General features: G+C 71.7%; 26 protein-coding genes. 12 read left to right on the forward strand and 14 right to left on the reverse strand.

Features of this window, described 5'->3' with window-relative positions; all coding sequences use genetic code 11:
• The first annotated feature begins 55 nt into the window (after window positions 1-55).
• From otnI to AX018_RS06780, 3 genes are all read left to right on the forward strand, one after another.
• Complete coding sequence (otnI, locus tag AX018_RS06770) at window positions 56-868, forward strand: 2-oxo-tetronate isomerase (RefSeq protein WP_111876538.1); 813 nt, start codon at window positions 56-58, stop codon at window positions 866-868.
• A gap of 91 nt (window positions 869-959) precedes the next feature.
• Window positions 960-1,583, forward strand: coding sequence for a helix-turn-helix domain-containing protein (locus AX018_RS06775; RefSeq protein WP_415842114.1), 624 nt, complete (start codon window positions 960-962; stop codon window positions 1,581-1,583).
• A gap of 37 nt (window positions 1,584-1,620) precedes the next feature.
• A complete protein-coding gene (locus AX018_RS06780; RefSeq protein ID WP_111876540.1) occupies window positions 1,621-2,172 on the forward strand; it encodes a GNAT family N-acetyltransferase in 552 nt (183 codons plus the stop codon).
• A 69-nt stretch (window positions 2,173-2,241) separates the two neighbouring features.
• On the opposite strand, the gene AX018_RS06785 is transcribed toward AX018_RS06780, so the two are convergent.
• Entirely contained in the window at window positions 2,242-2,454 is a 213-nt protein-coding gene (locus AX018_RS06785) for a hypothetical protein (protein WP_111876541.1), read from the reverse strand.
• 365 nt (window positions 2,455-2,819) lie between these two features.
• On the opposite strand from AX018_RS06785, the gene AX018_RS06790 reads away from it, so the two are divergent.
• Together AX018_RS06790 and AX018_RS06795 are read left to right on the forward strand one after the other, a co-directional pair.
• Window positions 2,820-3,650, forward strand: a complete 831-nt coding sequence (locus AX018_RS06790; protein WP_111876542.1) for an urease accessory protein UreD — start codon at window positions 2,820-2,822, stop codon at window positions 3,648-3,650.
• 360 nt (window positions 3,651-4,010) lie between these two features.
• Window positions 4,011-5,090 (forward strand): 2-oxoglutarate and iron-dependent oxygenase domain-containing protein, encoded by a 1,080-nt coding sequence (locus tag AX018_RS06795; RefSeq protein ID WP_111876543.1) that lies wholly within the window; start codon window positions 4,011-4,013, stop codon window positions 5,088-5,090.
• A 60-nt stretch (window positions 5,091-5,150) separates the two neighbouring features.
• Here the strand turns inward: AX018_RS06795 and AX018_RS06800 are convergent, their stop codons facing one another.
• The 10 genes from AX018_RS06800 to AX018_RS06850 all read right to left on the reverse strand — a co-directional run bounded on the left by AX018_RS06800 (window position 5,151) and on the right by AX018_RS06850 (window position 14,694).
• Entirely contained in the window at window positions 5,151-5,981 is an 831-nt protein-coding gene (locus tag AX018_RS06800; RefSeq protein WP_111876544.1) for an SDR family oxidoreductase, read from the reverse strand.
• Between the two features lie 167 nt (window positions 5,982-6,148).
• The gene (locus AX018_RS06805) at window positions 6,149-7,081 is read right to left on the reverse strand and encodes a DMT family transporter (RefSeq protein WP_245951462.1); all 933 of its coding nucleotides are present in this window, start codon (window positions 7,079-7,081) and stop codon (window positions 6,149-6,151) included.
• Between the two features lie 273 nt (window positions 7,082-7,354).
• A complete protein-coding gene (locus AX018_RS06810; RefSeq protein ID WP_111876545.1) occupies window positions 7,355-8,866 on the reverse strand; it encodes a tripartite tricarboxylate transporter permease in 1,512 nt (503 codons plus the stop codon).
• Window positions 8,867-8,884: 18 nt separating this feature from the next.
• The gene (locus AX018_RS06815; protein ID WP_111876546.1) at window positions 8,885-9,373 is read right to left on the reverse strand and encodes a tripartite tricarboxylate transporter TctB family protein; all 489 of its coding nucleotides are present in this window, start codon (window positions 9,371-9,373) and stop codon (window positions 8,885-8,887) included.
• Between the two features lie 204 nt (window positions 9,374-9,577).
• Window positions 9,578-11,407: a type IV pilus assembly ATPase TfpB gene (tfpB, locus tag AX018_RS06820; RefSeq protein WP_245951463.1), complete on the reverse strand. Its 1,830-nt coding sequence runs from the start codon at window positions 11,405-11,407 to the stop codon at window positions 9,578-9,580.
• A gap of 61 nt (window positions 11,408-11,468) precedes the next feature.
• Window positions 11,469-12,230, reverse strand: coding sequence for a class I SAM-dependent methyltransferase (locus AX018_RS06825; RefSeq protein ID WP_111876547.1), 762 nt, complete (start codon window positions 12,228-12,230; stop codon window positions 11,469-11,471).
• Window positions 12,227-12,793: a DNA-deoxyinosine glycosylase gene (locus AX018_RS06830; RefSeq protein WP_245951464.1), complete on the reverse strand. Its 567-nt coding sequence runs from the start codon at window positions 12,791-12,793 to the stop codon at window positions 12,227-12,229. The genes AX018_RS06825 and AX018_RS06830 overlap by 4 nt, the downstream gene beginning before the upstream one ends.
• A 124-nt stretch (window positions 12,794-12,917) precedes the next feature.
• On the reverse strand, window positions 12,918-13,787 hold the full coding sequence (locus tag AX018_RS06835; RefSeq protein WP_211322386.1) for a TatD family hydrolase: 870 nt from the start codon (window positions 13,785-13,787) through the stop codon (window positions 12,918-12,920).
• 327 nt (window positions 13,788-14,114) lie between these two features.
• Window positions 14,115-14,303: a YgaP family membrane protein gene (locus tag AX018_RS06845; protein WP_111876550.1), complete on the reverse strand. Its 189-nt coding sequence runs from the start codon at window positions 14,301-14,303 to the stop codon at window positions 14,115-14,117.
• A gap of 79 nt (window positions 14,304-14,382) precedes the next feature.
• Window positions 14,383-14,694, reverse strand: a complete 312-nt coding sequence (locus AX018_RS06850) for an ArsR/SmtB family transcription factor (protein ID WP_111876551.1) — start codon at window positions 14,692-14,694, stop codon at window positions 14,383-14,385.
• 114 nt (window positions 14,695-14,808) lie between these two features.
• On the opposite strand from AX018_RS06850, the gene AX018_RS06855 reads away from it, so the two are divergent.
• The 5 genes from AX018_RS06855 to AX018_RS06875 all read left to right on the forward strand — a co-directional run bounded on the left by AX018_RS06855 (window position 14,809) and on the right by AX018_RS06875 (window position 19,434).
• Window positions 14,809-15,177 carry a carboxymuconolactone decarboxylase family protein gene (locus tag AX018_RS06855; RefSeq protein ID WP_111876552.1) on the forward strand — a complete coding sequence of 123 codons (369 nt, stop codon included), beginning with the start codon at window positions 14,809-14,811 and terminating at the stop codon, window positions 15,175-15,177.
• 136 nt (window positions 15,178-15,313) lie between these two features.
• A complete protein-coding gene (locus AX018_RS06860; RefSeq protein ID WP_111876553.1) occupies window positions 15,314-16,249 on the forward strand; it encodes a S1C family serine protease in 936 nt (311 codons plus the stop codon).
• Between the two features lie 37 nt (window positions 16,250-16,286).
• Window positions 16,287-17,318, forward strand: coding sequence for an AAA family ATPase (locus AX018_RS06865; protein WP_111876554.1), 1,032 nt, complete (start codon window positions 16,287-16,289; stop codon window positions 17,316-17,318).
• Window positions 17,296-18,345 carry a DUF58 domain-containing protein gene (locus AX018_RS06870; protein ID WP_111876555.1) on the forward strand — a complete coding sequence of 350 codons (1,050 nt, stop codon included), beginning with the start codon at window positions 17,296-17,298 and terminating at the stop codon, window positions 18,343-18,345. The genes AX018_RS06865 and AX018_RS06870 overlap by 23 nt, the downstream gene beginning before the upstream one ends.
• Window positions 18,346-18,384: 39 nt before the next feature.
• The gene (locus tag AX018_RS06875; RefSeq protein ID WP_111876556.1) at window positions 18,385-19,434 is read left to right on the forward strand and encodes a VWA domain-containing protein; all 1,050 of its coding nucleotides are present in this window, start codon (window positions 18,385-18,387) and stop codon (window positions 19,432-19,434) included.
• 112 nt (window positions 19,435-19,546) lie between these two features.
• Here AX018_RS06875 and AX018_RS06880 read toward each other — a convergent pair whose 3' ends face one another.
• The 3 genes from AX018_RS06880 to AX018_RS06890 all read right to left on the reverse strand — a co-directional run bounded on the left by AX018_RS06880 (window position 19,547) and on the right by AX018_RS06890 (window position 23,026).
• A complete protein-coding gene (locus AX018_RS06880; RefSeq protein ID WP_111876557.1) occupies window positions 19,547-20,353 on the reverse strand; it encodes a Nif3-like dinuclear metal center hexameric protein in 807 nt (268 codons plus the stop codon).
• A 185-nt stretch (window positions 20,354-20,538) separates the two neighbouring features.
• Window positions 20,539-21,870, reverse strand: a complete 1,332-nt coding sequence (locus tag AX018_RS06885) for an MFS transporter (RefSeq protein ID WP_111876558.1) — start codon at window positions 21,868-21,870, stop codon at window positions 20,539-20,541.
• Between the two features lie 199 nt (window positions 21,871-22,069).
• Window positions 22,070-23,026 carry a LysR family transcriptional regulator gene (locus tag AX018_RS06890; protein ID WP_111876559.1) on the reverse strand — a complete coding sequence of 319 codons (957 nt, stop codon included), beginning with the start codon at window positions 23,024-23,026 and terminating at the stop codon, window positions 22,070-22,072.
• Window positions 23,027-23,175: 149 nt separating this feature from the next.
• On the opposite strand from AX018_RS06890, the gene AX018_RS06895 reads away from it, so the two are divergent.
• Window positions 23,176-24,237 carry a YeiH family protein gene (locus AX018_RS06895; protein WP_111876572.1) on the forward strand — a complete coding sequence of 354 codons (1,062 nt, stop codon included), beginning with the start codon at window positions 23,176-23,178 and terminating at the stop codon, window positions 24,235-24,237.
• 85 nt (window positions 24,238-24,322) lie between these two features.
• Entirely contained in the window at window positions 24,323-25,468 is a 1,146-nt protein-coding gene (locus AX018_RS06900; RefSeq protein ID WP_111876560.1) for a S1C family serine protease, read from the forward strand.
• Window positions 25,469-25,566: the final 98 nt, after the last annotated feature.

Below are 25,566 nucleotides of genomic sequence, written 5' to 3' on the forward strand. Positions count from 1 at the left end.
GGCCGGCCCGGCGCGGGCGGCACAATGGCGCGCCCCTTCCGCAGCGCCCACCGCCATGCCCCGATTCGCCGCCAACCTGTCCATGCTCTACGGCGAGCTGGACTTCTCCGACCGCTTCGCCGCCGCCGCCCAGGACGGCTTCGAGGGGGTCGAATACCTCTTCCCCTACGACCACGCGCCCGACAGGCTCGCCGGCCTGCTGCGGCGCCACGGCCTGCGGCAGGTGCTGTTCAACGCCCCGCCGGGCGACTGGGACGCGGGCGAGCGCGGCCTCGCCTGCCTGCCGGGCCGCGAGGCCGAGTTCCGCGAGGGCATCGGGCGCGCCATCGCCTACGCGCAGGCCCTGCAATGCCCGCGCATCCACGTGATGGCCGGCGTGGTGCCCCCGGGCGCGGAGGCCACCGCCGTGCACGCCACCTACGTCGCCAACGTGCGCCATGCCGCCGCGCAGGCCGCACCGCACGGCATCCGCATCCTGCTGGAGCCCATCAACGGCCGCGACATGCCCGGCTTCTTCCTGAACCGGCAGGCGCAGGCGCATGCGCTCGTGGCGGAGATCGACCGGCCCGGCGTGCAGGTCCAGATGGACCTCTACCACTGCCAGATCACCGAGGGCGACCTCGCCACCCGGCTCCGCCAGTACGTGCCCACCGGCCGCGTCGGCCACATCCAGATCGCCGGCGTGCCCGAGCGCCACGAGCCCGACGTCGGCGAGGTGCATTACCCCTACCTCTTGCGCCTGCTCGACAGCCTGGGCTACGCCGGCTGGGTCGGCTGCGAATACCGCCCCGCGCGCGGCACGGCAGCGGGCGCCACCCGCCAGGGGCTGGGGTGGATAGCGCCCTGGCGCGCCGCCCCGGGGGACTGACCGCCGCCCGGGCGGGCGGGCACTCCCGGCAGCGGGCATGCACTTTCCTCTGGATTGATTTTCCAATTTATTGGAAAATCAATCCATCATGATGGACGAAGACAGCACCCCCTCCCCGGATGACTCGGGCATCAACGAGCGCATCGCCCGGCGCGTGCGCGAGCTGCGGGCGATGCGCGACTACACGCTCGACGCGCTCGCCGCGCGCTGCGGCGTCAGCCGGTCCATGATCTCCCTGATCGAGCGCGGTGCGACCAGCCCCACGGCGGTCGTGCTGGACAAGCTCGCCGGCGGGCTCGGCGTGCCGCTGGCGAGCCTGTTCGGTGGCGAGCGCGAGGGCGAGCCCGCCCAGCCGCTGGTGCGGCGCGCCCGGCAGTCCCTGTGGCGCGATCCCGAATCCGGCTACGTGCGGCGCGCCCTCTCCCCGCCGGGCTGGCCCTCGCCCCTCCAGCTGGTCGAGGTGAGCTTCCCGCCCGGCGCGCGCGTGGCCTACGAGACCGGCGGGCGGGAGAAGGCGGTACAGCAGCAGATCTGGGTCCTCCAGGGGCGCATCGACATCACGCTCGGCGCGCAGCTCCACGAGCTGCACAAGGGCGACTGCCTGGCCCTGCGGCTGGACCAGCCCCTGCTCTACCACAACCCCACCGCCCAGCCCGCCCGCTACATCGTGGCCCTGTGCGACGCGCCCGCCCCGGCCGGCGCGGGAAGCGCCTGACTTCTTTCCTTTTTTCCTTCAGCCCACGGGAGCTTTCATGACTTCTTGCGCACCGCACGGCGGCATCCGCCTGATCGACTGCAACGAGGCCGACCACGCCCAGTCCATCCTGGACATCCTGAACGAGGCCATCGCCCATTCCACGGCCCTCTACGACTACGCGCCCCGGCCCCCGGAGGCCATGGCGGCCTGGTTCGCCACCAAGCGCGCCAACGGCTTTCCCGTCGTCGGGGCCATCGATGAGGCCTCGGGCGCGCTGCTGGGCTTCGCCAGCTGGGGCACGTTCCGCGCGTTCCCGGCCTACAAGTACACGGTGGAGCACAGCGTGTACGTGCACCACGGGCACCGTGGCCGCGGGCTGGGCCGGCTCCTGCTGTCCGAGATGGTCCGCCGCGCGCGCGAGGCGCAGCTGCATGTGCTGGTGGGCTGCATCGACGCCTCCAACAGCGCCAGCATCGGGCTGCATGCCCGGCTGGGATTCAGCCATACGGGCACCTTCATGCAGGTCGGGTTCAAGTTCGGCCGCTGGCTGGACGCCGCGTTCTACCAGCTCAACCTGGAGACGCCCCTGCAGCCGCGGGACGGCTGAGGCAGCGCCGCGGGTGCGATCGCCGCCGGCGCGGGGTGGCGGAGCGATGGGGCGGCGGAGCGGCGCGCCTCAGCGGCCCTGCGCCTGCCGGCAGATGTTGAGCCCCGTGGCGGTCAGCCGCAGCGCGCCGCCGTTCCACTCCATCCAGAAGCACCGCACGAGGTCGTCGATGACGTCCTCGCCGATCTCACCGGCACGGTTGCTGCGCAGCAGGGTCTCGATGCGGGGCAAAGCCTCGCGCAATTCACCCAGTCGGGCAGAGGAGATGGACGCGGTAGGCATGCGGAATTCCTTGATTGGCGGCTCCGGGTCACACACTAGCACGGCGGGGGAACGGCGTCCTCCCGCCAAAAATCCATCCTATGGAACGCTATTCAATCAATAGCGAACTGTTCAATGGATATGCCGACCACCTGCCAGGAGGCTATCGGTAGCGATTGGAAAAATTGACACCGAGGCGTTGCTTTGGGCCCTCATCCACCGAAAGAGGCCGGTGTTTTCCATGGGACCGGCGGTCAACGCCTCCCTGCGGGCCCGGTGGGGCCCTCCGTCTGCCGATCAGAGCGTGTTCACGATCTCAGACGCTGGGCGCACGGACGTCGGCGACTATCATGCGCGACTAGCTCACGAAACGATAGCAACACCCGATGACCTGGCACGCCCGCCTGCAACTGGATTACCGGCGGGAAGGCCCGCGCACCGTGGCCCGCTTCCACCACGACGGGCCGCTGCGCATCCTGCAGAGCCTCTACCCCGAGGGCGACGGCATCTGCCACAACGTGCTCGTGCACCCGCCCGGCGGCCTGGTGGGCGGCGACACGCTGGACATCGCCGCCACCGTGGCGGAGGGCGCCCACGGCCTGGTCACCACCCCCGGCGCCACGCGCTTTTACCGCTCCACCGGCGCGCCGGCGCTGCAGCGCGCGCAGGCCACGCTGGAGGCCGGCGCGCGGCTCGAATGGCTGCCGCTCGAAGCCCTCTGCTACAGCGCCTGCCAGGCCGAGAACCGGCTCACGCTCTCGCTCGCCCCCGGGGCCGAATGCATCGCCTGGGACGTGACCGCGCTGGGTCTGCCCCATTCCGATCAGCCCTTCGCGGCGGGCCGCTTCACACAGCACATCGAGGTGCCGGGCGTGTGGCTGGAGCGCGGCGCCATCGACGCCGCCGACGCGCTCCTGATGGACGGCCGCCTCGGCCTCGCGGGGCACCGCTGCCTGGCCTCGGTGTTCCTCGTGGCCGGCACGGCGCTGCCGCGCGGGCGGCGCGAGGCGGCGCTGGATGCCGCGCGCGCCGCGATCGACGCGCACGCGCTGCGGGCCACGGCAGGGGCCACCAGCCCGCACCCGCAGGTGGTGACGGTGCGCGTGCTGGCCCCCGTCGTGGAACCCGCCATGGACCTGCTGCGACAGGTATGGAGCGCATGGCGCCAGCATCTCTGGGATCTTCCGGCCCGGCAGCCACGCATCTGGGCGATGTGAGCCGCGCGCGGCGGCCGCCCTCCGGCGAATATCTCCGCCGCGCCGCCCTATATTCATTCACGGCATGGAGCCATGCAATGAAAATAGTTTCATCCATATTCCCATAAAGCTTCGTAATCAGAAGAAATAACCGGGCTCCTGCGGCCCGGCACCTTCTTTTCATTTTGATGACAGATCCGTGTCAGATATCAAAATGAATCATTCCACCCATTAGCCTCCCTCGCAGACGCAATGGATGACAAATTCCCCGCGCCGCAGAAGAATTCCGCGAAATTCAACGAGGCGAGGGAGGAAATCCAACACACAGGCCATACCCCATGAAACCCAACGCAATTCCCAAATACTCCATCAATAAAATCCATGACGGAACTCACAACATTCCAAATCCCCTCTGCTGTCGGCGATACCCACTCCGATATTGACCTGGGCCTGGACATCATCCAGGCCTGGCGCAGGGACGGCATCATCCAGATCGCGCTCGACGACGCGCAAGACGCCCGCACCCGGCAAGCCTTCCAGGCCAGCCGCGATTACTTCGCGCTGCCGCCCCAGGAGAAATCCCGCCACCTGAGCGACCTGAACTACGCGGGCTACATCGCCTCGGGCGAGGAGATCACCGCGGGCAAGGCCGACTATTCCGAGATCTACACCGTCTGCAAGGACCTGCCCGAAGACGATCCGCGCGTGCAGCAGCAATGGCCCTGCCACGGCCCCGCCCCCTGGCCCGGTGCCGGGTTCCAGCGCGACATGACCCTCTTCATGGAGCAGCTCGGCGCGATCGGCGAGAAGCTGCTGCACCTGACGGCGCTGGGCCTGCGGTCGCTGGGCCGGCTCGACGACATCCACGCCATCAAGCGCCTGACCCACGACGGCTGGCACCACATGCGGGTACTGCGCTTCCCCTGCGCCACGCCCGGCAACCAGGGCCGGGGCATCAGCTCCCACACGGACTACGGCCTGCTCGTGATCGCGGCGCAGGACGATGTCGGAGGCCTCTACATCCGCCCGCCCGTGGAAGGCGAGGCCCGGCGCCGCAACTGGCTGCCCGGCGAGAGCGCGGCGGGCATGTACGAGAACGAGGACCCCTGGACCTTCGTGCGGCCCACGCCCCGCGTGGTCACGGCGTTTCCCGGCGACATCCTGCAGTTCCTCACGGGGGGATACCTGCTGTCCACGCCCCACAAGGTGAAGCTCAACACGCGCGAGCGCTTCGCTCTGGCGTATTTCCACGAGCCCCACTTCGAGGCCTCCATCCAGCCGCTGCGCCCGCAGCCGGGCGACGGGCAGATCCACTACGGCAGCCACTTCACCAACATGTTCATGCGCTCCTACCCGCAGCGCATCACCACGCAGCGCATCCTGCGCGAAGACCGCCTGAACGCCTGGCTGGCCGCGCGCGCGCCCGCGCCAGCAAATCAGCCGGAAGCCGTGGAGGCCTGAAAAGGTCGTGAACAGGCCCGCACGCGGGCCCTCGGGTACAGCGCGCGGGCCGCGGCCCGGTCAGTACACGCCGGAATACGCCCCGCCGTCGGCCAGCACGTTCTGCCCCGTCATGTAGCCCGCCGGCACGCTGCAGAGGAACGCGCAGATCGCGCCGAACTCCTGCGGCGTGCCGTAGCGGCCGGCGGGGATCGCCGCCTGCTGGGCGCGGCGCACCTCGTCCTCGGCCTTGCCCGATTTCTTCATCGCGGCCTGGATGGTGGCGACGAGCCGGTCGGTGTCGAACTTGCCGGGCAGCAGGTTGTTGATCGTCACACCCCTGGCGGCGATGCCGCTGCGCGCCGCGCCCGCCACGAAGCCCGTGAGGCCGCTGCGCGCCCCGTTGGACAGGCCCAGGATGTCGATGGGCGCCTTCACCGCGCTGGAGGTGATGTTGACGATGCGCCCGAAGCCGCGCGCGGCCATGCCGTCCACGGTGGCCTTGATCAGCTCGATGGGCGTGAGCATGTTGGCGTCCACGGCGCGGATCCAGGCCTCGCGGTCCCAGTCGCGGAAATCGCCCGGCGGCGGGCCGCCCGCGTTGGTGACCACGATGTCGAAATCCCGGCCCGGCCCGCCGGGCGCCGAGAACGCGGCCTCGCGGCCCTCGGGGGTGGTGATGTCGGCGGCCACGGCCACCACCTGCGGCGGCGGGCCCTTCTGCCCGGCGGCGGCCGTGATCTCGGCGCCGGCGGAGGCGAGCCGCGCGGCGGCGAGCCGCAGGTCCTCGGGGTTGCGCGCGTTGATGACCACGTTCACCCCTTCGCGCACGAGCGCCTCGGCGCAGCCGTACCCCAGGCCCTTGCTCGCGCCGCAGACCAATGCCCATTTGCCGGAGATGCCGAGATCCATAGTGCTGTGTCCTTTCGGGCCGCGACGCGCAGCCCCGCAGTGGTGGAGGAAAACGAAAACCAGAAGGCCGGCACGCCGTGCCCGCCGCCGCCCTCCGATGGTACGGAAGGACCGTGCCGCGGGCGGGATGTGGGGATATCGGAGCGCAGCCGCGGCCGCGGGGCAGCTCACGGCACGGGCCGGCGCGCCGCCATGCGCGTGAACACGAAGATGCCCGCGATCACCAGGGCCGTGCCGGCCGCCACCCACGGCGTGAACGGCTCGCCCAGCAGCCACACGCCCATGAGGATGGTGGACAGCGGGCCGATCATGCCGGTCTGCGCCGCCAGGCCCGCGCCGATGCGCTCGATGGCCATCATCACCAGCAGCACCGGCACCGCCGTGCACAGTACGGCGTTCAGCACCGACAGCCAGAGCACCTCGGGCGCCACCACCGCCGCCGACAGGGGCCGCAGCACCACGAACTGCGCGATGCAGCACGCGCAGGCCACCGTGGTGGCCAGCCCCACGAGGCGCAGCGAGCCGATGCGCCGCACCATCTCGCCGCTGTAGACCAGATAGACCGCATAGCTCACGGCCGAGAGGAACACCAGCAGCACGCCCCAGGCCACGTGCGGGCCCTGCAGGCTCGCCTCGCGCCCGAACACCAGCACCACGCCGCAGTAGCTGATCGCCATGCCCAGCACCTGCCCGCGCCGGATGCCGCGCCCGTACAGCATCCAGCCGAGCAGCACCACCAGCGTGGGGTTGAGGTAGAGGATCAGCCGCTCCAGGCTGGCGCTGATGTAGGCCAGCCCGGCGAAGTCGAGAAAGCTCGCGAGGTAGTAGCCCGTGACGCCCAGCCCCGCGATGCCGGCCCAGTCGCGCCGCGTGAGCGGCGGCTTGCCCCGGCTGGCCCACCAGCCCATGGCCGCGAAGATGGGCAGCGCGAACAGCATGCGGTACATCAGCAGCGTGACCGCGTCCACGCCGTGCCGGTAGGCCAGCTTGACGATGATGGCCTTGCCGCTAAAGGCGACCGCGCCCACGAGGGCGAAGGCCAGGCCGACGGTGATGCGGCGGGACGCGGCGGGCTCGGGGGGTGGGGATGCAGTGGACACGGGGCGGCGTTTTTCTTGTCTTGCGGGGCGAAACGGCGGCGGCGGCGCGGGGCCGCCGGCGCGGGCCTTCGAGTGTCGCACGCACCCCGGCGCGCGGCCTTCGGCGCTGCGCAATGCTGCCAGCGCCATCCGCGAGGGGTGGATGCGCCGCCGCAAGACGCGATGGCCCGCGCCGGTGGTTCGCGGGGCAGCACAAGCCGCGCCCGCCAAAAGGAAAGGCGCCCCGCAGGGCGCCTTGGACGGGCACGGCCGCGCGGGCCGGGCGGGAGCCGGTCAGTCCTCGACGAAGGCTTCCTCGCGCTTCTTGCTCACGGCCGGCAGCAGCACGATCACGAGCAGCAGCACGGCGGCGGCGAGCAGGCCGGCGGAGATGGGGCGCGTGACGAACACGGTCCAGTCGCCGCGCGAGAGCAGCAGCGCGCGGCGCAGGTTCTCTTCCATCATCGGCCCCAGGATGAAGCCCAGCAGCAGCGGCGCGGGTTCGGTGCCGAGCTTGTGGAACACGTAGCCGATGAAGCCGAAGATGCCCACCAGCCACACGTCGAACGTGTTGTTGTTGGTGCCGTACACACCCACCGCGCAGAACAGCACGATGGAGGGGAACAGCCAGCGGTAGGGCACGGTGAGCAGCTTGATCCACATGCCGATGAGGGGCAGGTTCAGGATCACGAGCATCGCGTTGCCGATCCACATCGAGGCGATCAGGCCCCAGAACAGCTCGGGGTTGCTGGTCATCACCTGCGGGCCGGGCTGGATGTTGTGGATGGTCATCGCGCCCACCATCAGCGCCATCACGGCGTTGGGCGGAATGCCCAGCGTGAGCAGCGGGATGAAGGAGGTCTGCGCGCCGGCGTTGTTGGCCGACTCGGGAGCCGCCACGCCGCGGATGTTGCCCTTGCCGAACGGCACTTCGCCGGGACGCAGCTTGGTCTTCTTCTCGATGGTGTAGGCCGCGAAGGCCGCCAGCAGCGCGCCGCCGCCGGGCAGGATGCCCAGGGCCGCGCCCAGCCCCGTGCCGCGCAGCACGGCGGGGATCATGCGCTTGAAGTCTTCCTTGGTGGGGAACAGGCCCTGCACCTTGGCCGTGAACACCTCGCGGTCGTCCTCGGGCTTGGAGAGGTTGGCGATGATCTCGCCATAGCCGAACACGCCCATGGCGATCACGACGAAGTTGATGCCGTCGGTGAGTTCAGGGATGTCGAAGCTGTAGCGGGCCACGCCCGAGTTCACGTCGGTGCCCACGAGGCCGAGCAGCAGGCCCAGCACGATCATGGCCACGGCCTTGAGCAGCGAGCCCGAGGCCAGCACCACGGCGCCGATCAGGCCCAGCACCATCAGCGAGAAGTATTCGGCCGGGCCGAACTTGAAGGCCACCTCGGTCAGCGGCGGCGCGAAGGCGGCCAGGATCAGCGTGCCCACGCAGCCCGCGAAGAACGAGCCCAGGCCGGCGGCGGCGAGCGCCGGGCCCGCTCGGCCCTTGCGCGCCATCTGGTAGCCGTCGATCACCGTGACCACTGAGGATGACTCGCCCGGCAGGTTCACGAGGATGGCGGTGGTGGAGCCCCCGTACTGCGCGCCGTAGTAGATGCCGGCGAGCATGATGAGCGCGGCCACGGGCGGCAGCGCATAGGTGGCCGGCAGCAGCATGGCGATGGTGGCCACGGGCCCGATGCCGGGCAGCACGCCGATGAGCGTCCCCAGGATACAGCCGATCAGGCAGTACATGAGGTTCTGGAAGGTGAAGGCGACGCCGAAGCCGGTCGCCAGGTTGTCGAACAGTTCCATGGTGGTCGATGCCCCTGCTTAACCCGAAATGAAGCTAGGCCACACGGGGAACTGCAGTTTCAGCGCCCACACGAAAGCCACGTAACTGCCCACCGCGAGGACGGTGGCGAGAATGAACACTTCCTTGGCCGAGAAGGTGTCGCCCGCCAGGCTCGCGATGAACACGAGCGCGTAGATGGCGACGATCAGGCCCATGGCCGGCACGCCGAAGCTCGGCAGGCCGGCGAGCAGCACGCCGAAGGCGAAGTTGGAGGCCAGGATGAAGAACAGTTGCTTCCATGCCCACTTGCCGATCTTGTCGCCGTCGGCACTCTCGACCGCCGTGGCGTAGAACGTGATGGCGGCGCCCAGAATGGCGAGCAGGATGCCCAGGATGAGCGGGAAATAGCCCGGGCCCATGCGGGCTCCGCTGCCGATGCTGTAGTTGGTGGCTCCGACCGCAAAGGCCACGCCCACCCCCATGAACATGAGGCCTGAAAAGAAATCTTTCTGGCTCTTGATTTTCACGAAACGACTCCTTACACGAAGTTGACGGGCGATTGTGCAATCCCGCCCTTGACAAGGCGATGTGGATTCCACCTACCCATGACCTAGGGAAAACCGCAGGGCCGGACGGGGCCCGAAGACGCCCCGCGCACCCCTTCCGCGCGAGGGGCCGCGCCGGCCCGGCGGACGCGACTATAGGGGCGCCGGGCGGCCCGCCCGGTCACGTCACTCCAGCGGCGGCGTGGCGGTGATGACCTCTTCGAGCGTGGTCACGCCCTCGGCCACGCGCAGCGCGCCCGCGAGGCGCAGCGGGCGCATGCCGTCCTGCACGGCCTGGCGGCGCAGCGAGTCGATGGAGGGGGACTGGTTGATCTTGTCCTTGAGGGCCTCGCTCACCGTGAGCAGCTCGTAGAGGCCCATGCGGCCATGGAAGCCCGTCATGCGGCAGTCCACGCAGCCCACGGGCTTGTAGGGCTGGTAGCCGCCGTTGATCTTCCAGGGGCGCACGACCTCGGCGAGCGACTCGATGCCGGTCGCCTCGTCGCGCTGGCGGCACTGTTTGCACAGCGTGCGCACGAGGCGCTGGGCCAGCACGCCGAGCAGCGTGGCGTTGATGAGGTAGGGCGGCACGCCCAGCTCCATGAGCCGGCTGATGGCCGATGGCGCGTCGTTGGTGTGCAGCGTGGAGAACACGAGGTGGCCGGTGAGCGCGGCCTGCACGGCCATCTCGGCCGTCTCCAGGTCGCGGATCTCGCCCACCATGAGGATGTCCGGGTCCTGCCGCATGAGCGCGCGCAGCCCCTCCGCGAAGTTGAAGTCGAGCTGCGGCTGCACCTGGGTCTGGTTGAAGCTGGGCTCGATCATCTCGATCGGGTCCTCCACCGTGCTCACGTTCACCTCCTCGGTGGCCACGCGCTTGAGCGTGGAGTAGAGCGTGGTGGTCTTGCCCGAGCCCGTGGGCCCGGTCACGAGGATGATGCCGTGCGGGCGGCGCACGAGCTTTTCCCAGCGCTGCGCGTCGTGCGGCGTGAAGCCCAGCGCGTCGAGGTCCTTCACGGCGTTGTCGGGGTCGAAGATGCGCATCACCATCTTCTCGCCGAAGGCCGTGGGCAGGGTCGAGAGGCGCATTTCCACCTCGTCGCCGCGCGGGTTGCGGGTCTTGATGCGGCCGTCCTGCGGGCGGCGCTTCTCGACCACGTCCATGCGGCCGAGCAGCTTCACGCGCGAGACCATGGCGTTGAGCACGCCCATGGGCATCTGGTAGACCGGGTGCAGCACGCCGTCGATGCGGAAGCGGATCACGCCCTGCTCGCGGCGCGGCTCCAGGTGGATGTCGCTCGCGCGCTGGTCGAAGGCGTACTGCCAGAGCCAGTCCACCACCTTGACCACGCCCTGGTCGTTGGCGTCGAGCTGCTTGTTGCTCTTGCCCAGCTCCACCAGCTGCTCGAAGCTGCTGCCCGCGCTCGCGCCGCCGGCCTTCTGCGCGGCGCGCACCGACTTGGCGAGCGCGAAGAACTCGGCCGTGTAGCGGTGGATGTCCTGCGGATTGGCCACCACGCGGCGCACCGAGCGGCGCGCCTGGCGCTCGACCTCGGCCACCCAGTCGTCGATGAACGGCTCGGCCGTGGCCACGACCACTTCCTTGGGCGTGACCTGCACGGGCAGCACCTTGTGGCGCTCGGCATAGCTGGCGCTCATGGTGTCGGCCACGCGGCCCACGTCCACCTTGAGCGGGTCGATGCGCAGGTAGGCGAGGCCGCTGCGGCCCGCCAGGTATTCGGTGAGGCTCTCCAGGTCCAGCGGCCGGCCGTCGGCCGCGCGCGCCATGGCCACGCTGGCGAGGCGCACCAGCGGGTGCTGGCGGCTCTCGGCCTGCGAGCAGCGGCCGATGGTGCGCGTGGCCTCCTCGTCCGAGATCACGCCGTCGGCCTTCAGCCATTCGACGATGCGGCGCCAGTCCAGCGGCCCCGATGCAGAGGATGCGGGCTTCGCGCCGGCGGGCGGCGGCGGCGGGGTGCTGGCGCCTTCTCGGGTCGGTGGAGTGCTGCGGCTCATGGGCGAAAGGGGTTGTGGAGAAAACGGAAACCGGGAAACCGGGCGGCGGGCCTGTCCGGGCTCAATCCACGGGCTTGAACACCCGCAGCCACTTGGGGGCGGGCAGATCCCAGCGCGCCTGCACGGCCTCGGCGCGGGCCAGCAGCTCGGCCCGCTTGGGCCGCGCGGGCGTGCGCTGCGCCAGGACCACGGTGTTGCCCTCGCGCGTGGGCTTGAAGGCCCACAGCGCATCGGCGCCGAAGGCCTCGGCCATGCGCGCGAGGCTGTGCTCGTAGCTCGACGAGCGGCCGAAGAGGTTGACGGTCATCGCGCCGTCCTCGGTGAGCAGCGCGCGGCAGTCGGCGTAGAAATCCGCGCTGTCGAGCACGGGCGCGGCGGCCTCGTGGTCGTACAGATCGACGGCCAGCGCATCCACCGTGCCGTGCCACTCGGGCTTGCGGATCTCCTGGGCGGCGTCGGCCAGCACCACGCGCAGCTTCGGGCCGTCGGGCGGCAGCTTGAACCACGCGCGGCACACGGCCAGCACCTGCGGGTTCAGCTCGATGGCCGTGCAGCACATGCGCAGCCGCTTGTGGCAGAACTTGGTGATCGCACCGGCGCCCAGCCCGAGCTGCATGGCGTGGCGCTTGCCCACGCCGGCGGGCTCCACGAAGAGCAGCCAGGCCATCATGCGCTGCACGTACTCCAGCTCGATCTCGAAGGGCTCGTCGATGCGCATCGAGCCCTGGATCCAGGGCGTGCCCAGGTGCAGGTGGCGCACGTCGCCGTCATCGGAGACGCTGACTTCGGGCAGCGCGGCGGCTGCGGTGTTCTTGCGGGTCATGAATCGAAAAGTCCAAAGGGTGCGAGGGCCTCGGCCCACGCGGCGCGCTTGCGCTCGAAGCTCCACGACGCGTTCGCGGGGCTGGTGGAGGGCAGGCGCAGCGAGGGCACGGGCCCCTCGTGCGGGGCGGGGGGCAGCCCCAGGCTGGCGCGCACGGCGCGCGCGTGCCGGAAGCTCTCCCCGCCATTGTGGGCGATGGCCGCCAGGCGCGGGCAGCGCGCGCGCAGCGCGGCGAAGTCGTTCACCGCCGCGTTGCGGATGCTGGTGTCCAGGCTGCCCTCGCGCTCGCAGGCGGCGTACACGTCCCACAGCCCCAGGCCGCGCGCCAGCAGCCACGCGCAGCGCTCGGCATAGCGGTCCCGCGCCGGCAGCGGATGCTGCGGCCATAGCGCCTGCAGGATGGGCCAGAAATGGTTCTGCGGATGGCCGTAGTACTGCCCGGCGCGCAGCGAGGCCACGCCCGGAAAGCTGCCCAGGATGAGCACCACCGCGCCCTCCGACACGAGCGGCCCCAGCCCCGCGAGGCGTGCGGGCGCGGCGGGGCCGGGGGCGTCAGGGGTCATGTCGGCGGATGGTGGCATGCGATCGGGGAGGAAAACGGGAGCCGCGCAGGGCGTGGCCCGCGCGGCAAATCACTATCAATATCGTAGCTGCTCATGAAGCAAATACGGCGACATGGACGGGATTTCATGCCCGACCGGCGGCACCCGCGGCAGCGCCGGGCTCGCGCACCAGCCCGGCCAGGCGCGGCAGCGCCGCCAGCGAATTCGCGTGCGCCGCGCGGCCCAGCGCTTCCACCGCGATGCCGCGCAGCTGCGCCACCACCTGCGCGATGCGCGGCAGCTCGCCCGGCGTATTGCGCGCGGGCGCGGCGCCGGCCTCGCGCTCGGCGGCCGTCACGTAGAGCCAGTGCGGGGGGATGTCGGGCGCGTCGGTTTCGAGCACGATCGCATCGAGCGGCAACTCGGCCGCGAGCCGGCGCAGCTGCAGCGCGCGCTCGAAGGTCACCGCGCCGCCGAAGCCGAGCCTGAATCCCAAGTCGATGAAAGCGTGCGCCTGCTGCAGGCTGCCGTTGAACGCATGGGCGATACCGCCCGCCGCCCCCACGTCGCGCAGGCCCTTGAGCACCTTGTCCACCGCGCGGCGGCTGTGCAGGATCACCGGCAGCTTCGCGTGCCGCGCCAGGCGCAGCTGCTCGCGGTAGAAGCGCTCCTGCCGGGCCGGGTCCAGGCCGGGCACGAAGCCGTCGAGCCCGATCTCGCCCACGGCCACGAGGCGCGGGTCGCCCGCGTGGTGCGCCAGCGCCTGCGCGAGCCGCGCCAGGTCGCCGTCGTCCGCGCGGCCCGTGAAGAGCGGGTGGATGCCCAGCGCATAGCTGTCACCATGGCGGTGGGCCGTGGTGCGCACGGCGTCCCAGTTGCCCCGCTCCACGGCCGGCAGCACGCAGTGCGCCACGCCAGCGCGGGCGGCCTGCGCGCGGGCGCCGTCCAGGTAGTCCAGGCCCGCGTGGGCCTCGAACTCGTCGAGGTGGCAGTGGGTGTCGATCCAGGTGTCCATGCCCCGGAGCATGCCAGCCCTGCGCGCGCGGCGCGAGTGCGAGCTGGCGCCGGGGCTCTCAGAACGTGCTCACGATCTCGCAGGGGTCGCGTTGGAGCGCAATCGGGATGAGTGGATGCCTCGGATGCGCCACATGGGCTCATGCCCATGCAAGCAGCCGAGGCGTCCAATCGCCCGATTTCGCTCCAACCCTTCGGGCAGTGGCGTGTGCGGGCGGTCTGCGGCGTTGCGGCGCTGGCCCATAGCCGGGCTATGGGCGGCGCACCGCGCCTTGCATCCCGCCCGCACACGCCACTGCGCAACCCCTGGGAGATCGTGAACACGTTCTCAACGGCTCCTGCAGGTATTCATGCCCACCAGCGGATACAGCGGGCAGAAGCGCAGCACGCCCGTGAGCAGCGGCACCCCGCCCAGCCATCCCCACCAGCCCACCGTGCCGGTGGCGGCCAGGGCGATCAGGGCCAGCCCCAGCACGATGCGCAGCCCGCGGTCGAATCCTCCGATATTGCATTGCATGGCGATTTCCTTTCAACGAAAAAACGGGTCGAAACCCAGGGCAACCGCATCCCGCCCCCGTCCGTGCCGAACCCGCGGATCAGGGACAGAAGATGCGCTTGAGCACGGCCACGAGCTGCGCCACCGCCGGGTCGTCGATGCGGTAGTACAGCGTCTGCGCCTCGCGGCGGTAGGTCACGAGCCCGGCCTCGCGCATGCGGGCCAGGTGCTGCGAGAGCGCGGACTGGCTGAGGTCCACCTGCTCCAGCAGCGTGCCCACCGATGCCTCGCCGTGCTCGATGAGCAGGCACAGCACCAGCAGGCGGTGCTCATTGCCCACCGCGCGCAACAGGGCCGCGGCCTGCGCGGCGCTCTGCTGCAGCCGTTGCTGGTCGGAAAGTGTGGAGGCCATGGGATGTCTGGGGGTTGATGCAACTCAATATTAGCTTTCTCTAATTTAGAAAACAATGATGCATGTCCCCTCGCCCGCAAAAGGGCACCTTCCTTCGTTCCACCAGGAATCCACATGGCCGACACCTCCTCCTTCCAGACCCTGACCCGCGACATCTCCCGCCACGTGGGGGCCCTGCGCGCGAGCCAGCCGCAGGCCCTGCAGGCCTTCAGCGCCCTGGGCAAGGCCGCGATGGCGCCTGGCGCGCTGGACGCCAGGACCAAGGAACTCGTGGCGCTGGCCATCGGCGTGGCGGCGCGCTGCGACGGCTGCATCGGCTTCCACACCCAGGCGCTGGCGCGCCTGGGCGCGTCCCGGGAAGAGGTGCACGAGGTGCTGGGCATCGCCGTGTACATGGGCGGCGGCCCGGCGCTGATGTATGCCGCCAATGCCGTGGCGGCCTTCGACGAATGCCGGCCGGCCGCGCCCGGGGCCGCTGCCTGACGCGCGCCGGGCGGCGCCCCCGCCCGCCCCCTGAAACAGCCCGACACATGCGCCCGGGAAGGTTCCGTGCTACCGTGCCCGGAATCGCTTCCCCGGCGCGCCCCGGCGCGCGCAGGCCCCCGACCGAGGTGACCCCATGCCCAGGCCCGCCCGCTACAGCCCTTCCCGCCGCACGGCGGCCGCAGCGCCCGCGCCGCTCGTGGCCCCGTTGCCGGCGGGCGCGCCCGCCCCGTCCGCCCATCCTTCCGGCGATCCGGAAACCCCCGCCCCCGTGGCCCCGGCGCGCCGGCGGCCTTGGCTGTGGCCGGGCTGCGCCGTGCTCACCGCCGCGCTGCTCGCGGCGGGCCTGGGCTGGGTGGCCTGGCGGCTGCCCCCGGATGCGCCGCGCATCACCCAGAAGGACATCGACGCGGCCGTGCTGCGCACGCTGGAAACCCAGCCCCTGCCCTCGGCCGCCGCGCGCGCGGCCGAGGCCGTGGCCCCGTCGGTGGTGCGGGTGACCGGCTTCGGCCGCAACAAGAAGGGCAAGGAGGAAGAGCGCGGCATCGGCACGGGCGTGGTCATCGTGGACAAGGGCGTGATCCTCACCAACCTGCACGTGGTGCGCGGCGCCGCGCGCGTCCAGGTCACCTTCGCCGACGGCTCGGACAGCGACGCCACCCTCACCGGCGCGCAGCCCGAGAACGACCTCGCCGTGCTGCAGGCCCGCAAGGTGCCCGACGACCTCGTGGCCGCGCCGCTGCGCTCCACCCAGGGCCTGAAGCCGGGCGACGGCGTGGTGGCCATCGGCTTCCCGTTCGGCATCGGGCCCTCGGTGTCTTCGGGCGTCATCTCGGGCCTGCAGCGCGAGTTCGAGTCGCCCCAGGGCAAGCAGGAGATGCGCAACCTCATCCAGTTCGACGCGGCCGCCAACCCCGGCAACTCGGGCGGGCCGCTGCTCACGCTCGACGGCGAGGTGATCGGCATCGTCACCGCCATCCTCAACCCCACGCCCGCGCGCACCTTCATCGGCATCGGCTTCGCCGTGCCCATCGAGAACGCGGCCCAGGCGGCCGGCATGCCGCCGTTCTGAACCGCACGCCCCGCCCCATCCACGCCCAGGAGACCCCATGGACACGACCTCGCCCCCCACGGCCACCGCCACGCTGATGGAGCAGATCCTCTACGAGGTCAAGCGCGTGGTGGTGGGCCAGGACCGCTTCCTGGAGCGCGTGATGGTGGCCGTGCTGGCGCAGGGCCACCTGCTGGTGGAGGGCGTGCCGGGCCTGGCCAAGACCCTCACCGTGAAGACGCTCGCCGGCACCGTGCAAGGCACCTTCAAGCGCATCCAGTTCACGCCCGACCTCGTGCCCGCCGACCTCGTGGGCACGCGCATGTACAACCAGCGCACGGGCGAATTCGGCACCACGCTCGGCCCCGTGTTCACCCACCTGCTGCTGGCCGACGAGATCAACCGCGCGCCCGCCAAGGTGCAGAGCGCGCTGCTGGAGGTGATGCAGGAGCGGCAGGTGACCATCGCGGGCGAGACGCACCCCCTGCCCCAGCCCTTCCTCGTCATGGCCACGCAGAACCCCATCGAGACCGAGGGCACCTACCAGCTCCCCGAGGCGCAGGTGGACCGCTTCATGATGAAGGTGCTGCTGGGCTACCCCACCGAGGAGGAAGAGTTCGTCATCGCCCAGCGCGCGCTCGCCGAGCCCGTGCAGGTGGCCGCCGTGGCCACCACCGCGCAGCTCGCCGCGCTGCAGGCCGAGTGCCGCCGCGTGTACGTGGACCCGTCGCTGCTGCAGTACGCCGTGCGCCTCGTGGCCGCCACGCGCGCGCCCGCGCAGTACGGCCTGCCCGAGCTGGCCCCGCGCATCGCCTGCGGCGCCAGCCCGCGCGCCACCATCCACCTGGCCGAGGGCGCGCAGGCGCTGGCCATGCTGCGCGGGCGCGCCTACGCGCTGCCCGAGGACATGGCCGACCTCGCGCCCGACGTGCTGCGCCACCGCGTCACCCCCTCCTACGAGGCGCTGTCGGACGGGCTCGATGCCGACGCGCTCATCGCCCAGCTCATGGCCCGGCTGCCCGCGCCGGCCCGCCCGCTCGCGCACGAAGCCGGCGCCGAGGTGCCCCATGCCGCCGCGCAGCGCGCCTGAGGTCGCCCGGCCGGCCACCTCGCCGCCCGGCACGGGCGCGGCCGAACGCCTGCTGCGCCGCATCGAGTGGACCGTGGTCCGCCGCCTCGACGGGCTGCTGCAGGGCGACTGGCGCACGCTGATGCGCGGCGCCGGCCTGGACCTGGCCGACCTGCGCGAATACCAGCCGCACGACGACGTGCGCCACATCGACTGGAACGTCACCGCGCGCCTGGCCACGCCCCACGTGCGCGTGTTCACCGAAGACCGCGACATCGACGCCTGGTTCCTGCTCGACCTGAGCCCCTCGGTGGACTTCGGCCCGCCGGGCCGCGCCAAGCGCGACCAGCTCACGGGCTTCGTCGCCGTGCTCGCGCGCCTGCTCACGCGCCACGGCAACCGCGTGGGCGCGGTGCTCTTCGGCGATGCGGCCCGTGCCGGCCGGCACCCGCGCGGCGCGCCCGATGCCGTGCTGCCACCGCGCTCCGGACGCACCCACGTGCTGCGGCTGGTCGATGCGCTGCTGGACCCGCGCGGCGGCCCCGCGGCGCCCCGCACCGCCGCACCGCCGCCCGGCGCCACCGAACTGCACCGCCTGCTGGAGACCGCGGCCCGCACGGTGCGACGGCGCTCGGCCGTGTTCGTCGTCTCCGACTTCCTCAGCGCCCCGGGGTGGGAACAGCCGCTGGCCCGGCTGGCGCAGCGGCACGACGTGGTCGCCGTGCGCCTGCTCGACCCGCTGGAGCTGGAGCTGCCCGACGTGGGCCTGCTGCGCCTGCGCGACCCCGAGACCGGCGAACAACTGACCGTGGACACGCGCGACAGGGCCTTCCGCCACCGCTTCGCGCGGCTCGCCGCCGACCGCGAGGCGGCGCTGCGCGCGGCGCTGGCGCGCGCCGGCACGGACACGCTCGAACTCGCCACCGACGACGACCTGCTGGAGGCGCTCGTGCGCTTCATGGAACTGCGCGGCCGGCCCGTGCGCGCGCGCCAGCGCGCGCCGCTCGCCCCCGCGCCCCGCGCCGCACCCGCGCTGGCCGGCGGCTGAGAAGGTGTGACAATCCCGCGACCCGAAGGAACCGCCCCCATGGTCTTTCTCTGGCCCACCTTCCTCTGGCTGCTGCTCGCGCTGCCGGTGCTCGTGCTGCTCTATGCGTGGCTGATGCGCCGGCGCAAGGCCACCGCCCTGCACTACCCCGCGCTGGGCCTCGTGCGCGAAGCCCTGGGCACCCGCGGGCGCTGGCGCCGCCACCTGCCGCCGCTGCTGTTCCTGCTCGGGATCGCGGCCCTGCTGGTGGCGGCCGCGCGGCCGCTGGCGGTGATCACGCTGCCCTCGCAGCAGCAGACCATCATGCTCGCCATGGACGTCTCGGGCAGCATGCGCGCGGCCGACGTGCTGCCCGACCGGCTCACCGCCGCGCAGAACGCCGCCAAGGCCTTCATCACCGACCTACCGCGCCACGTGCGCGTGGGCATCGTCGCCTTCGCCGGCAGCGCGCAGCTCGCCCAGCTGCCCACGCAGAACCACGAGGACCTGATCAAGGCCATCGACAGCTTCCAGCTCCAGCGCGGCACGGCCACGGGCAACGGCATCCTGCTCTCGCTCGCCACGCTGTTCCCCGACACGGGCATCGACATCTCCGCGCTCGGCGGCCGGCAGGCGATGCGCCCGCAATCCATCGACGAGGTGGGCCGGCCGCAGCAGCGCGGCGCCGGCCGCCCCGCGCCGGTGGCCCCGGGCTCCTACACCTCCGCCGCGATCATCATGCTCACCGACGGCCAGCGCACCACCGGCGTGGACCCGCTGGAGGCCGCGCAATGGGCCGCCGACCGCGGCGTGCGCGTGTACACCGTGGGCGTGGGCACCGTGGCGGGCGAGACCATCGGCTTCGAGGGCTGGTCCATGCGCGTGCGGCTCGACGAGGAAACCCTCAAGGCCGTGGCCCTGCGCACCAACGCCGAGTACTTCCACGCGGCCACCGCGGCCGACCTGAAGAAGGTGTACGAAACCCTCAGCTCGCGCCTCACGGTGGAGAAGAAAGAAACCGAGATCTCCGCCCTGCTCGCGCTGGCCGGCGCGGCGCTGATGGTGCTGGCGGCGGGGCTGTCGGTATGGTGGTTCGGGCGGGTGCTGTAGCGTTTCGGGCCTGATGTCGCCGATTTCATTGAATAGTTCGCTACCAATTCAATAGCAAACCACTTTCGGCGGGGCTGACCGTCCCTACTGCGCCAGCACCGCCCCCTGCCCCTCAGGCCGGGTTGTCGATCTCGATGAAGCGGTGCTCCACGCCCAGCGCGTCGGCCACGTGCGCGGCCGCGGCGGGCGCGCCGTAGCGCTCGGTGGCGTGGTGGCCGGCCGCGATGAAGGCCACGCCGGTCTCGCGCGCCAGGTGGGCCTGCGGCTCGGAGATCTCGCCCGTGATGAAGGCATCGGCCCCGGCCGCGATGGCGGCCTCGAAGTAGCCCTGCGCGCCGCCCGTGCACCAGGCCACGCGGCGGATCGGCCGCGCGGCGTCCGCGTCCCCGGGGGCCACCAGCGTCACCGGCCGGCCCAGCGCCGCCTGCACCTGCGCGGCCAGCGCCTCAGCATCCGCGATGTCGGCCGGCGCGCAGAAGCCCAGATCCTGCTCGCCGAAGCGCGCATCGGCCGGCGCGAAGCCCAGCACGCGGCCCAGTTGCGCGTTGTTGCCCAGCTCGGGATGCGCGTCGAGCGGCAGGTGGTAGGCGAAGAGGTTGATGTCGTGCGCCAGCAGCCGCTGCAGGCGCTGCTTCATCCAGCCCGTCACGCGCCCGTCCTGGCCGCGCCAGAACAGGCCGTGGTGCACGAAGAGCGCATCGGCACCGGCATCGACGGCCGCGTCGATCAGCGCGCGGCTGGCCGTGACGCCGCTCACGATGCGGCGGATGCGGGGCTTTCCCTCCACCTGCAGGCCGTTGGGGCCGTAGTCCTTGAAGCGCTCGGGCTGCAGCAGGGCATCGAAGGCACGCAGCAGATCCTGCCGGGAAACTCCGGGGGTGGGGTCCCCCGCGGAAGAAGGTACTACAGGAGCATTCATGCACGGATTGTGGCAGGGCATGCGCCGGGAGGGGCGCTGCCCGGGACCGCTCCGGCCACACGCCAGGAAGGCGGGACGCGCCACGCACGGCCCGCACGAAGCACGCGCCACACCGCAAGAGCGCGCAGACCAACCACGACGAGGAGGGCCCATGGACAACATCACCGCCGCCCCGCGCGCCTGGCTCAGGCCCGAGCGGCAGGGGCAGGCTGCCAGCCCCGCGAAGCCAGCGGCACGAAGCCCAGCGCGAAGCCCAGCAAGCCCACGGCCGCCACGTAGTGGGCGTGGGCCAGCACGTCGTGCTGCTGCCAGACCGTGATGAGGATCGGCGTGATGCCGCCGAACACCGCATAGGCCATGTTGTAGGAGAACGAAAGCCCCGAGAAGCGCACCTCGGGCGGGAAGGCGCGCACGCCCACGATGGGCAGGAGCGCGATCGAGCCCACGAAGAAGCCGATGAGCGCGTAGTTGCGCACCAGCGATTCCGGCGTGCCCGGCAGGCCCAGGTAGAACAGGTACGTGGTGGCGACGAGGCCGCCCCAGCCCACGAGCATCACGGCGCGCGTGCCGAAGCGGTCGCTGGCCCAGCCCACGACCACGCAGCCGATGGTGAGCGTGAGCGTGGCGACGGCGTTGGCCTCCAGCGCCAGCGTAGCGGGGATGTGGAACACCTTCTGCAGGTAGGTGGGCGTGATCAGCACCACCACGACCACGGCGGTGGACAGCACCCAGGTCATGAGCGCCACGAGCAGCATGGCGCCCTTGTGGTCGCGCAGGATGGTCTTGAGCGGCAGCTCGCGGGCCACGGCGCGGCGCGCGGCCAGCTCCTGGAACACCGGCGTCTCGTGCAGGAAGCGGCGCAGATAGACCGACACCAGCCCGAACACGCCGCCCAGGATGAACGGGATGCGCCACGCGAAGCCCTGCACCTCGGCGGGCGTGTAGCTGCGGTTGATGGCGATGGCCACGAGCGAGCCCAGCAGGATGCCGCCGGTGATGCCGCCCGTGAGCGTGCCCACGCCCAGGCCGTAGCGGCTTTTGGGCACGTGCTCGGCCACGAACACCCAGGCGCCGGGCATCTCGCCGCCGATGGCCGCGCCCTGCAGCACGCGCATGGCCAGCAGGAGCAGCGGCGCGGCCACGCCGATGCTGGCGTAGGTGGGCAGCAGGCCGATCACCAGCGTGGGCACGGCCATGAGGAAGATCGAGAGGCTGAACATGCGCTTGCGGCCGAGCTTGTCGCCGAAGTGCGCGATCACGATGCCGCCGACCGGGCGGGCCAGATAGCCGGCCGCGAAGATGCCGAAGGTCTGCAATTGCCGCAGCCAGTCGGGCATGTCGGGCGGGAAGAACAGGCCGCCCACCACGGTGGCGAAGAAGACGTAGATGACGAAGTCGTAGAACTCGAGCGTGCCGCCGAGCGCGGACAGGCCCAGCGTCTGGTAGTCGCGGCGCGTGAGCGGGCGGTGGGGCGCGGCGTCCGCGGGCGCGGCGGCGGCGTGGGAGGAGGAGGTCATGGTGGTATCCGGAAGGTCACGAACGCGGCCCCGGCCGCGCCACGGGGAGAGTGGCGCGCGGGGCCCCGGCCACCGTGTCCCGGGGCCAGCGAGGCGTGCGGGTGGGGCGCGGGCTGGGAAGCCGGCCGCGGGGTGACTGCGGCCGCAGGAGGAAACGGGGGCTGGTGCGGGGGACCGGGGGTGGCGGTCGGCCTCGATTTTAGGGTTTTCCCTTGGGTGCCCCGTCCGCCGGCGTGGAAAGTCCCTCCCCGGCTCCCGGGCCGGCGAACAGCAGGGCCCGCAGCTCCCCGGGCAGCGGCTTGCCCTGGTGGTGCACGAGGTAGAGCGGCCGCGCCAGGCGCGGCAGCGCGCAATCCAGGGCCACGAGCCGGCCGAGCCGCAGCAGGTCGGCGACGGCCAGGCGCGAGAGGCAGGCCAGCCCCAGCCCGGCCGCCGCCGCCTGCTTCAGCGCCTCGGAGCTCTCCAGCACCATGGCCTGCGGGAAATGGTCGAGGTGGGGCAGCAGCGCCTGCTCGGCCGCCTCGCGCGTGCCCGAGCCCGGCTCGCGCAGCAGCCAGCGCGCGGCGCGCAGCGCGGCGGCGCCCACCGGGCCGGCCCGCGCGGCCTGCGCGAGCGCATGGCCGGGCGCGCAGACGATGACCAGCTCGTCCTCGCGCCAGCGCTGCACGTCCACGCCGCGCTCATGGCACGGCCCCTCGATGAGCCCGAAATCCACCTCCAGCCGGGCCACGGCCGCCGCGATCTCGCGCGTGTTGCCGATGCGCACCTCGAATTCGGTGGCGGGCCGCTCCTGCAAAAAGGCGGCGATGAGCGCGGGCACGAGGTGGTTGCCGATGGTGGTGCTCGCCCCCAGGCGGATGTGCTGCGGCGCGGCGCCCCGCGCGCCGCCCGGTGCGCCCACCCCGAACTGGCGCTCCAGGCCCTGCACCGCGTCCACCACGGCGCGCGCCTGGGGCAGCAGCGCCCGCCCTTTCTCGTTGAGCGCCAGGCGCTTGCCCACGCGGTCGAACAGCGCGGTGCCCAGCAGGGCCTCCAGCTCCTTCAGCGCGCCGCTGGTGGCCGACTGCGACAGGCCGATGCGCTGCCCGGCGGACACGGTGCTGCCGCTGTCGGCCACGGCCAGGAGGATTTCCAGTTGGCGGAGCGTGATGCGCATGGTGCGGCCTTCAATCAATCGGTAATACCGATATTTTCCATCCATATAAACCGTTTTACGGATGAATCGCGGGCGCGCACAGTGCCGCCATGCCCGCGATGCCTCCGAACACCTCCTCCCTGCCCGCGCCGAATGCGCTCATTCCCGCGATGGCAGCCCCCCTGCCCTCGCCCTCGCACCGCCCCGCGCGCCCGGGGCGCTGGCCGGGGCTGGCCCTGGCCGGCGGCCTGGGGCTGCTCTCGCACGGGCTGGGCCAGATCGGCTGGCTCCAGGACCATGGCCTGGGCGCGCTGACCCTGGCGATCCTGCTCGGCATGGCCGTGGGCAACGCCTGGCCCGCGAGCGCCTCGGGGCCCCGCGCCGAGGGCATCGCCTGGGCCCGGCAGCGGCTGCTGCGCTGGGCCATCGTGCTCTACGGGCTGCGCCTGACGTTCCAGGACATCGGCCAGATCGGCCTGGCGGGCGTGGCCGTCGATGCCATCGTGCTCGCCAGCACCTTCGCGCTGGCCTGGGCCGCGGGCACGCGGCTCCTGGGGCTGGACCGGCCCACCGCGCTGCTGATCGGCGCCGGCAGCTCCATCTGCGGCGCGGCGGCCGTGATGGCGACCCAGCCCGTGGTGCGCGGCCGGGCCGACCAGGCGGCCGTGGCCATCGCCACGGTGGTGGCCTTCGGCACCGTGTCCATGTTCCTCTACCCGGCGCTCTACGCGCTGAACGCCCGGCACGGCTGGGTGGCCTGGAGCCCGCAGGCCTATGGCCTGTTCGCCGGCTCCACCATCCACGAGGTGGCCCAGGTGGTGGCCGCCGGCCGCGCCGTGGGCGGGCAGGCGGCGGACACGGCGGTGGTGGTGAAGATGGCGCGGGTCATGATGCTCGCGCCGTTCCTGCTGGCGCTGGCGGCCTGGCTGCGGCGCGGCCCCGATGCGGCCCCCGGCCCGCGCGCCGCCGGGGTGCCGTGGTTCGCCTTCGGCTTCATCGCCATGGCGGGCCTGCATTCGCTGGGCTGGCTGCCCCCGGCCCTGGTGGGGGCGGTGAACGCCGCCGACGCCCTGCTGCTGGCCACGGCCATGGCGGCCCTGGGCGCGGGCACGCGGTGGCCGGACATCCGCCGCGCGGGCGCGCGGCCCATGGCCCTGGGCGCGCTGCTGTGGGCCTGGCTGGTCCTCGGGGGGCTGGCGATCCACGCCGGCGTGCACGCGCTGCTGCCATAAGCGGCCCCGCGCGCCATGGCCCCCCACGGACGGGGCCGCCCAAAGTGGCGACAATGTGGCCCTTTTCCGCCATCCCCCTGTCACCATGAAGCGCTTCTGGCTGCTGTTTTCCCAGGCCGTGACCGTGTTCGTCGCGGCGTATTTCGTTGTCGCCACGCTCCAGCCCGACTGGCTTCGGCGCGGCGCCACGCGCAGCGGCGCGGGCATCGCGCTGATCGAGGCCCCGCCCGCCCCCTCGTCCCAGCCCGTGGCCGGCAGCTTCAGCGCCGCCGCCCGCAAGGCGGCCCCGGCCGTGGTGAGCATCAACACCAGCAAGGCCGTGCGCCACCCGCGCAGCAACGACCCGTGGTTCCAGTTCTTCTTCGGCGACCAGGGCACGCAGGCCCAGACGGGCCTGGGCAGCGGCGTGATCGTGAGCACCGACGGCTACATCCTCACCAACAACCACGTGGTGGAGGGCGCGGACGAGATCGAGATCACGCTCGCCGACAGCCGCCGCACCCGCGCGACCGTGATCGGCACCGACCCGGAAACCGACCTCGCGATCCTCAAGGTAGACCTCGACAAGCTGCCCGCGATGGTGCTGGGCAACTCCGACCAGCTCTCCGTGGGCGACCAGGTGCTGGCCATCGGCAACCCCTTCGGCGTGGGCCAGACCGTGACCAGCGGCATCGTGAGCGCCCTGGGCCGCAGCCAGCTCGGCATCAACACCTTCGAGAACTTCATCCAGACCGACGCGGCCATCAACCCCGGCAATTCCGGCGGCGCGCTGGTGGACGTCAACGGCAACCTGATGGGCATCAACACCGCCATCTACTCGCGCTCGGGCGGCAGCATGGGCATCGGCTTCGCGATCCCCGTCTCCACCGCCAAGCTGGTGCTGGACGGCATCGTGCGCGACGGCCAGGTCACGCGCGGCTGGATCGGCGTGGAGCCCAGCGAACTGTCGCCCGAGCTGGCCGCCACCTTCGGCGTGCGCGCCACCCAGGGCGCGATCATCACCGGCGTACTGCAGGACGGCCCGGCCGCCCGCGCCGGCATCCGCCCCGGCGACGTGATCGTGCACGTGGGCGGCAAGGCGATCGACAACGTCTCCACCCTGCTCACCGCCGTGGCCTCCCTCAAGCCCGGCGAGGCCACCCGCTTCCAGCTGCAGCGCGGCGACAACCAGATCGGGCTGGACGTGGTGCCCGGCATTCGGCCGAGGCAGCAGAGGGCGCAGCGGCGCTGAGGGGGGGCTTTGTTGCACAAATCACCCCGGCCACACCGGTAGACTGAAGGCGTGACGGAAGCAAAGAGCGAGAGGCGGACCAAGTACCGCACGACGAA

Source organism: Paracidovorax anthurii (assembly GCF_003269065.1).
Lineage (GTDB): Bacteria > Pseudomonadota > Gammaproteobacteria > Burkholderiales > Burkholderiaceae_C > Paracidovorax > Paracidovorax anthurii.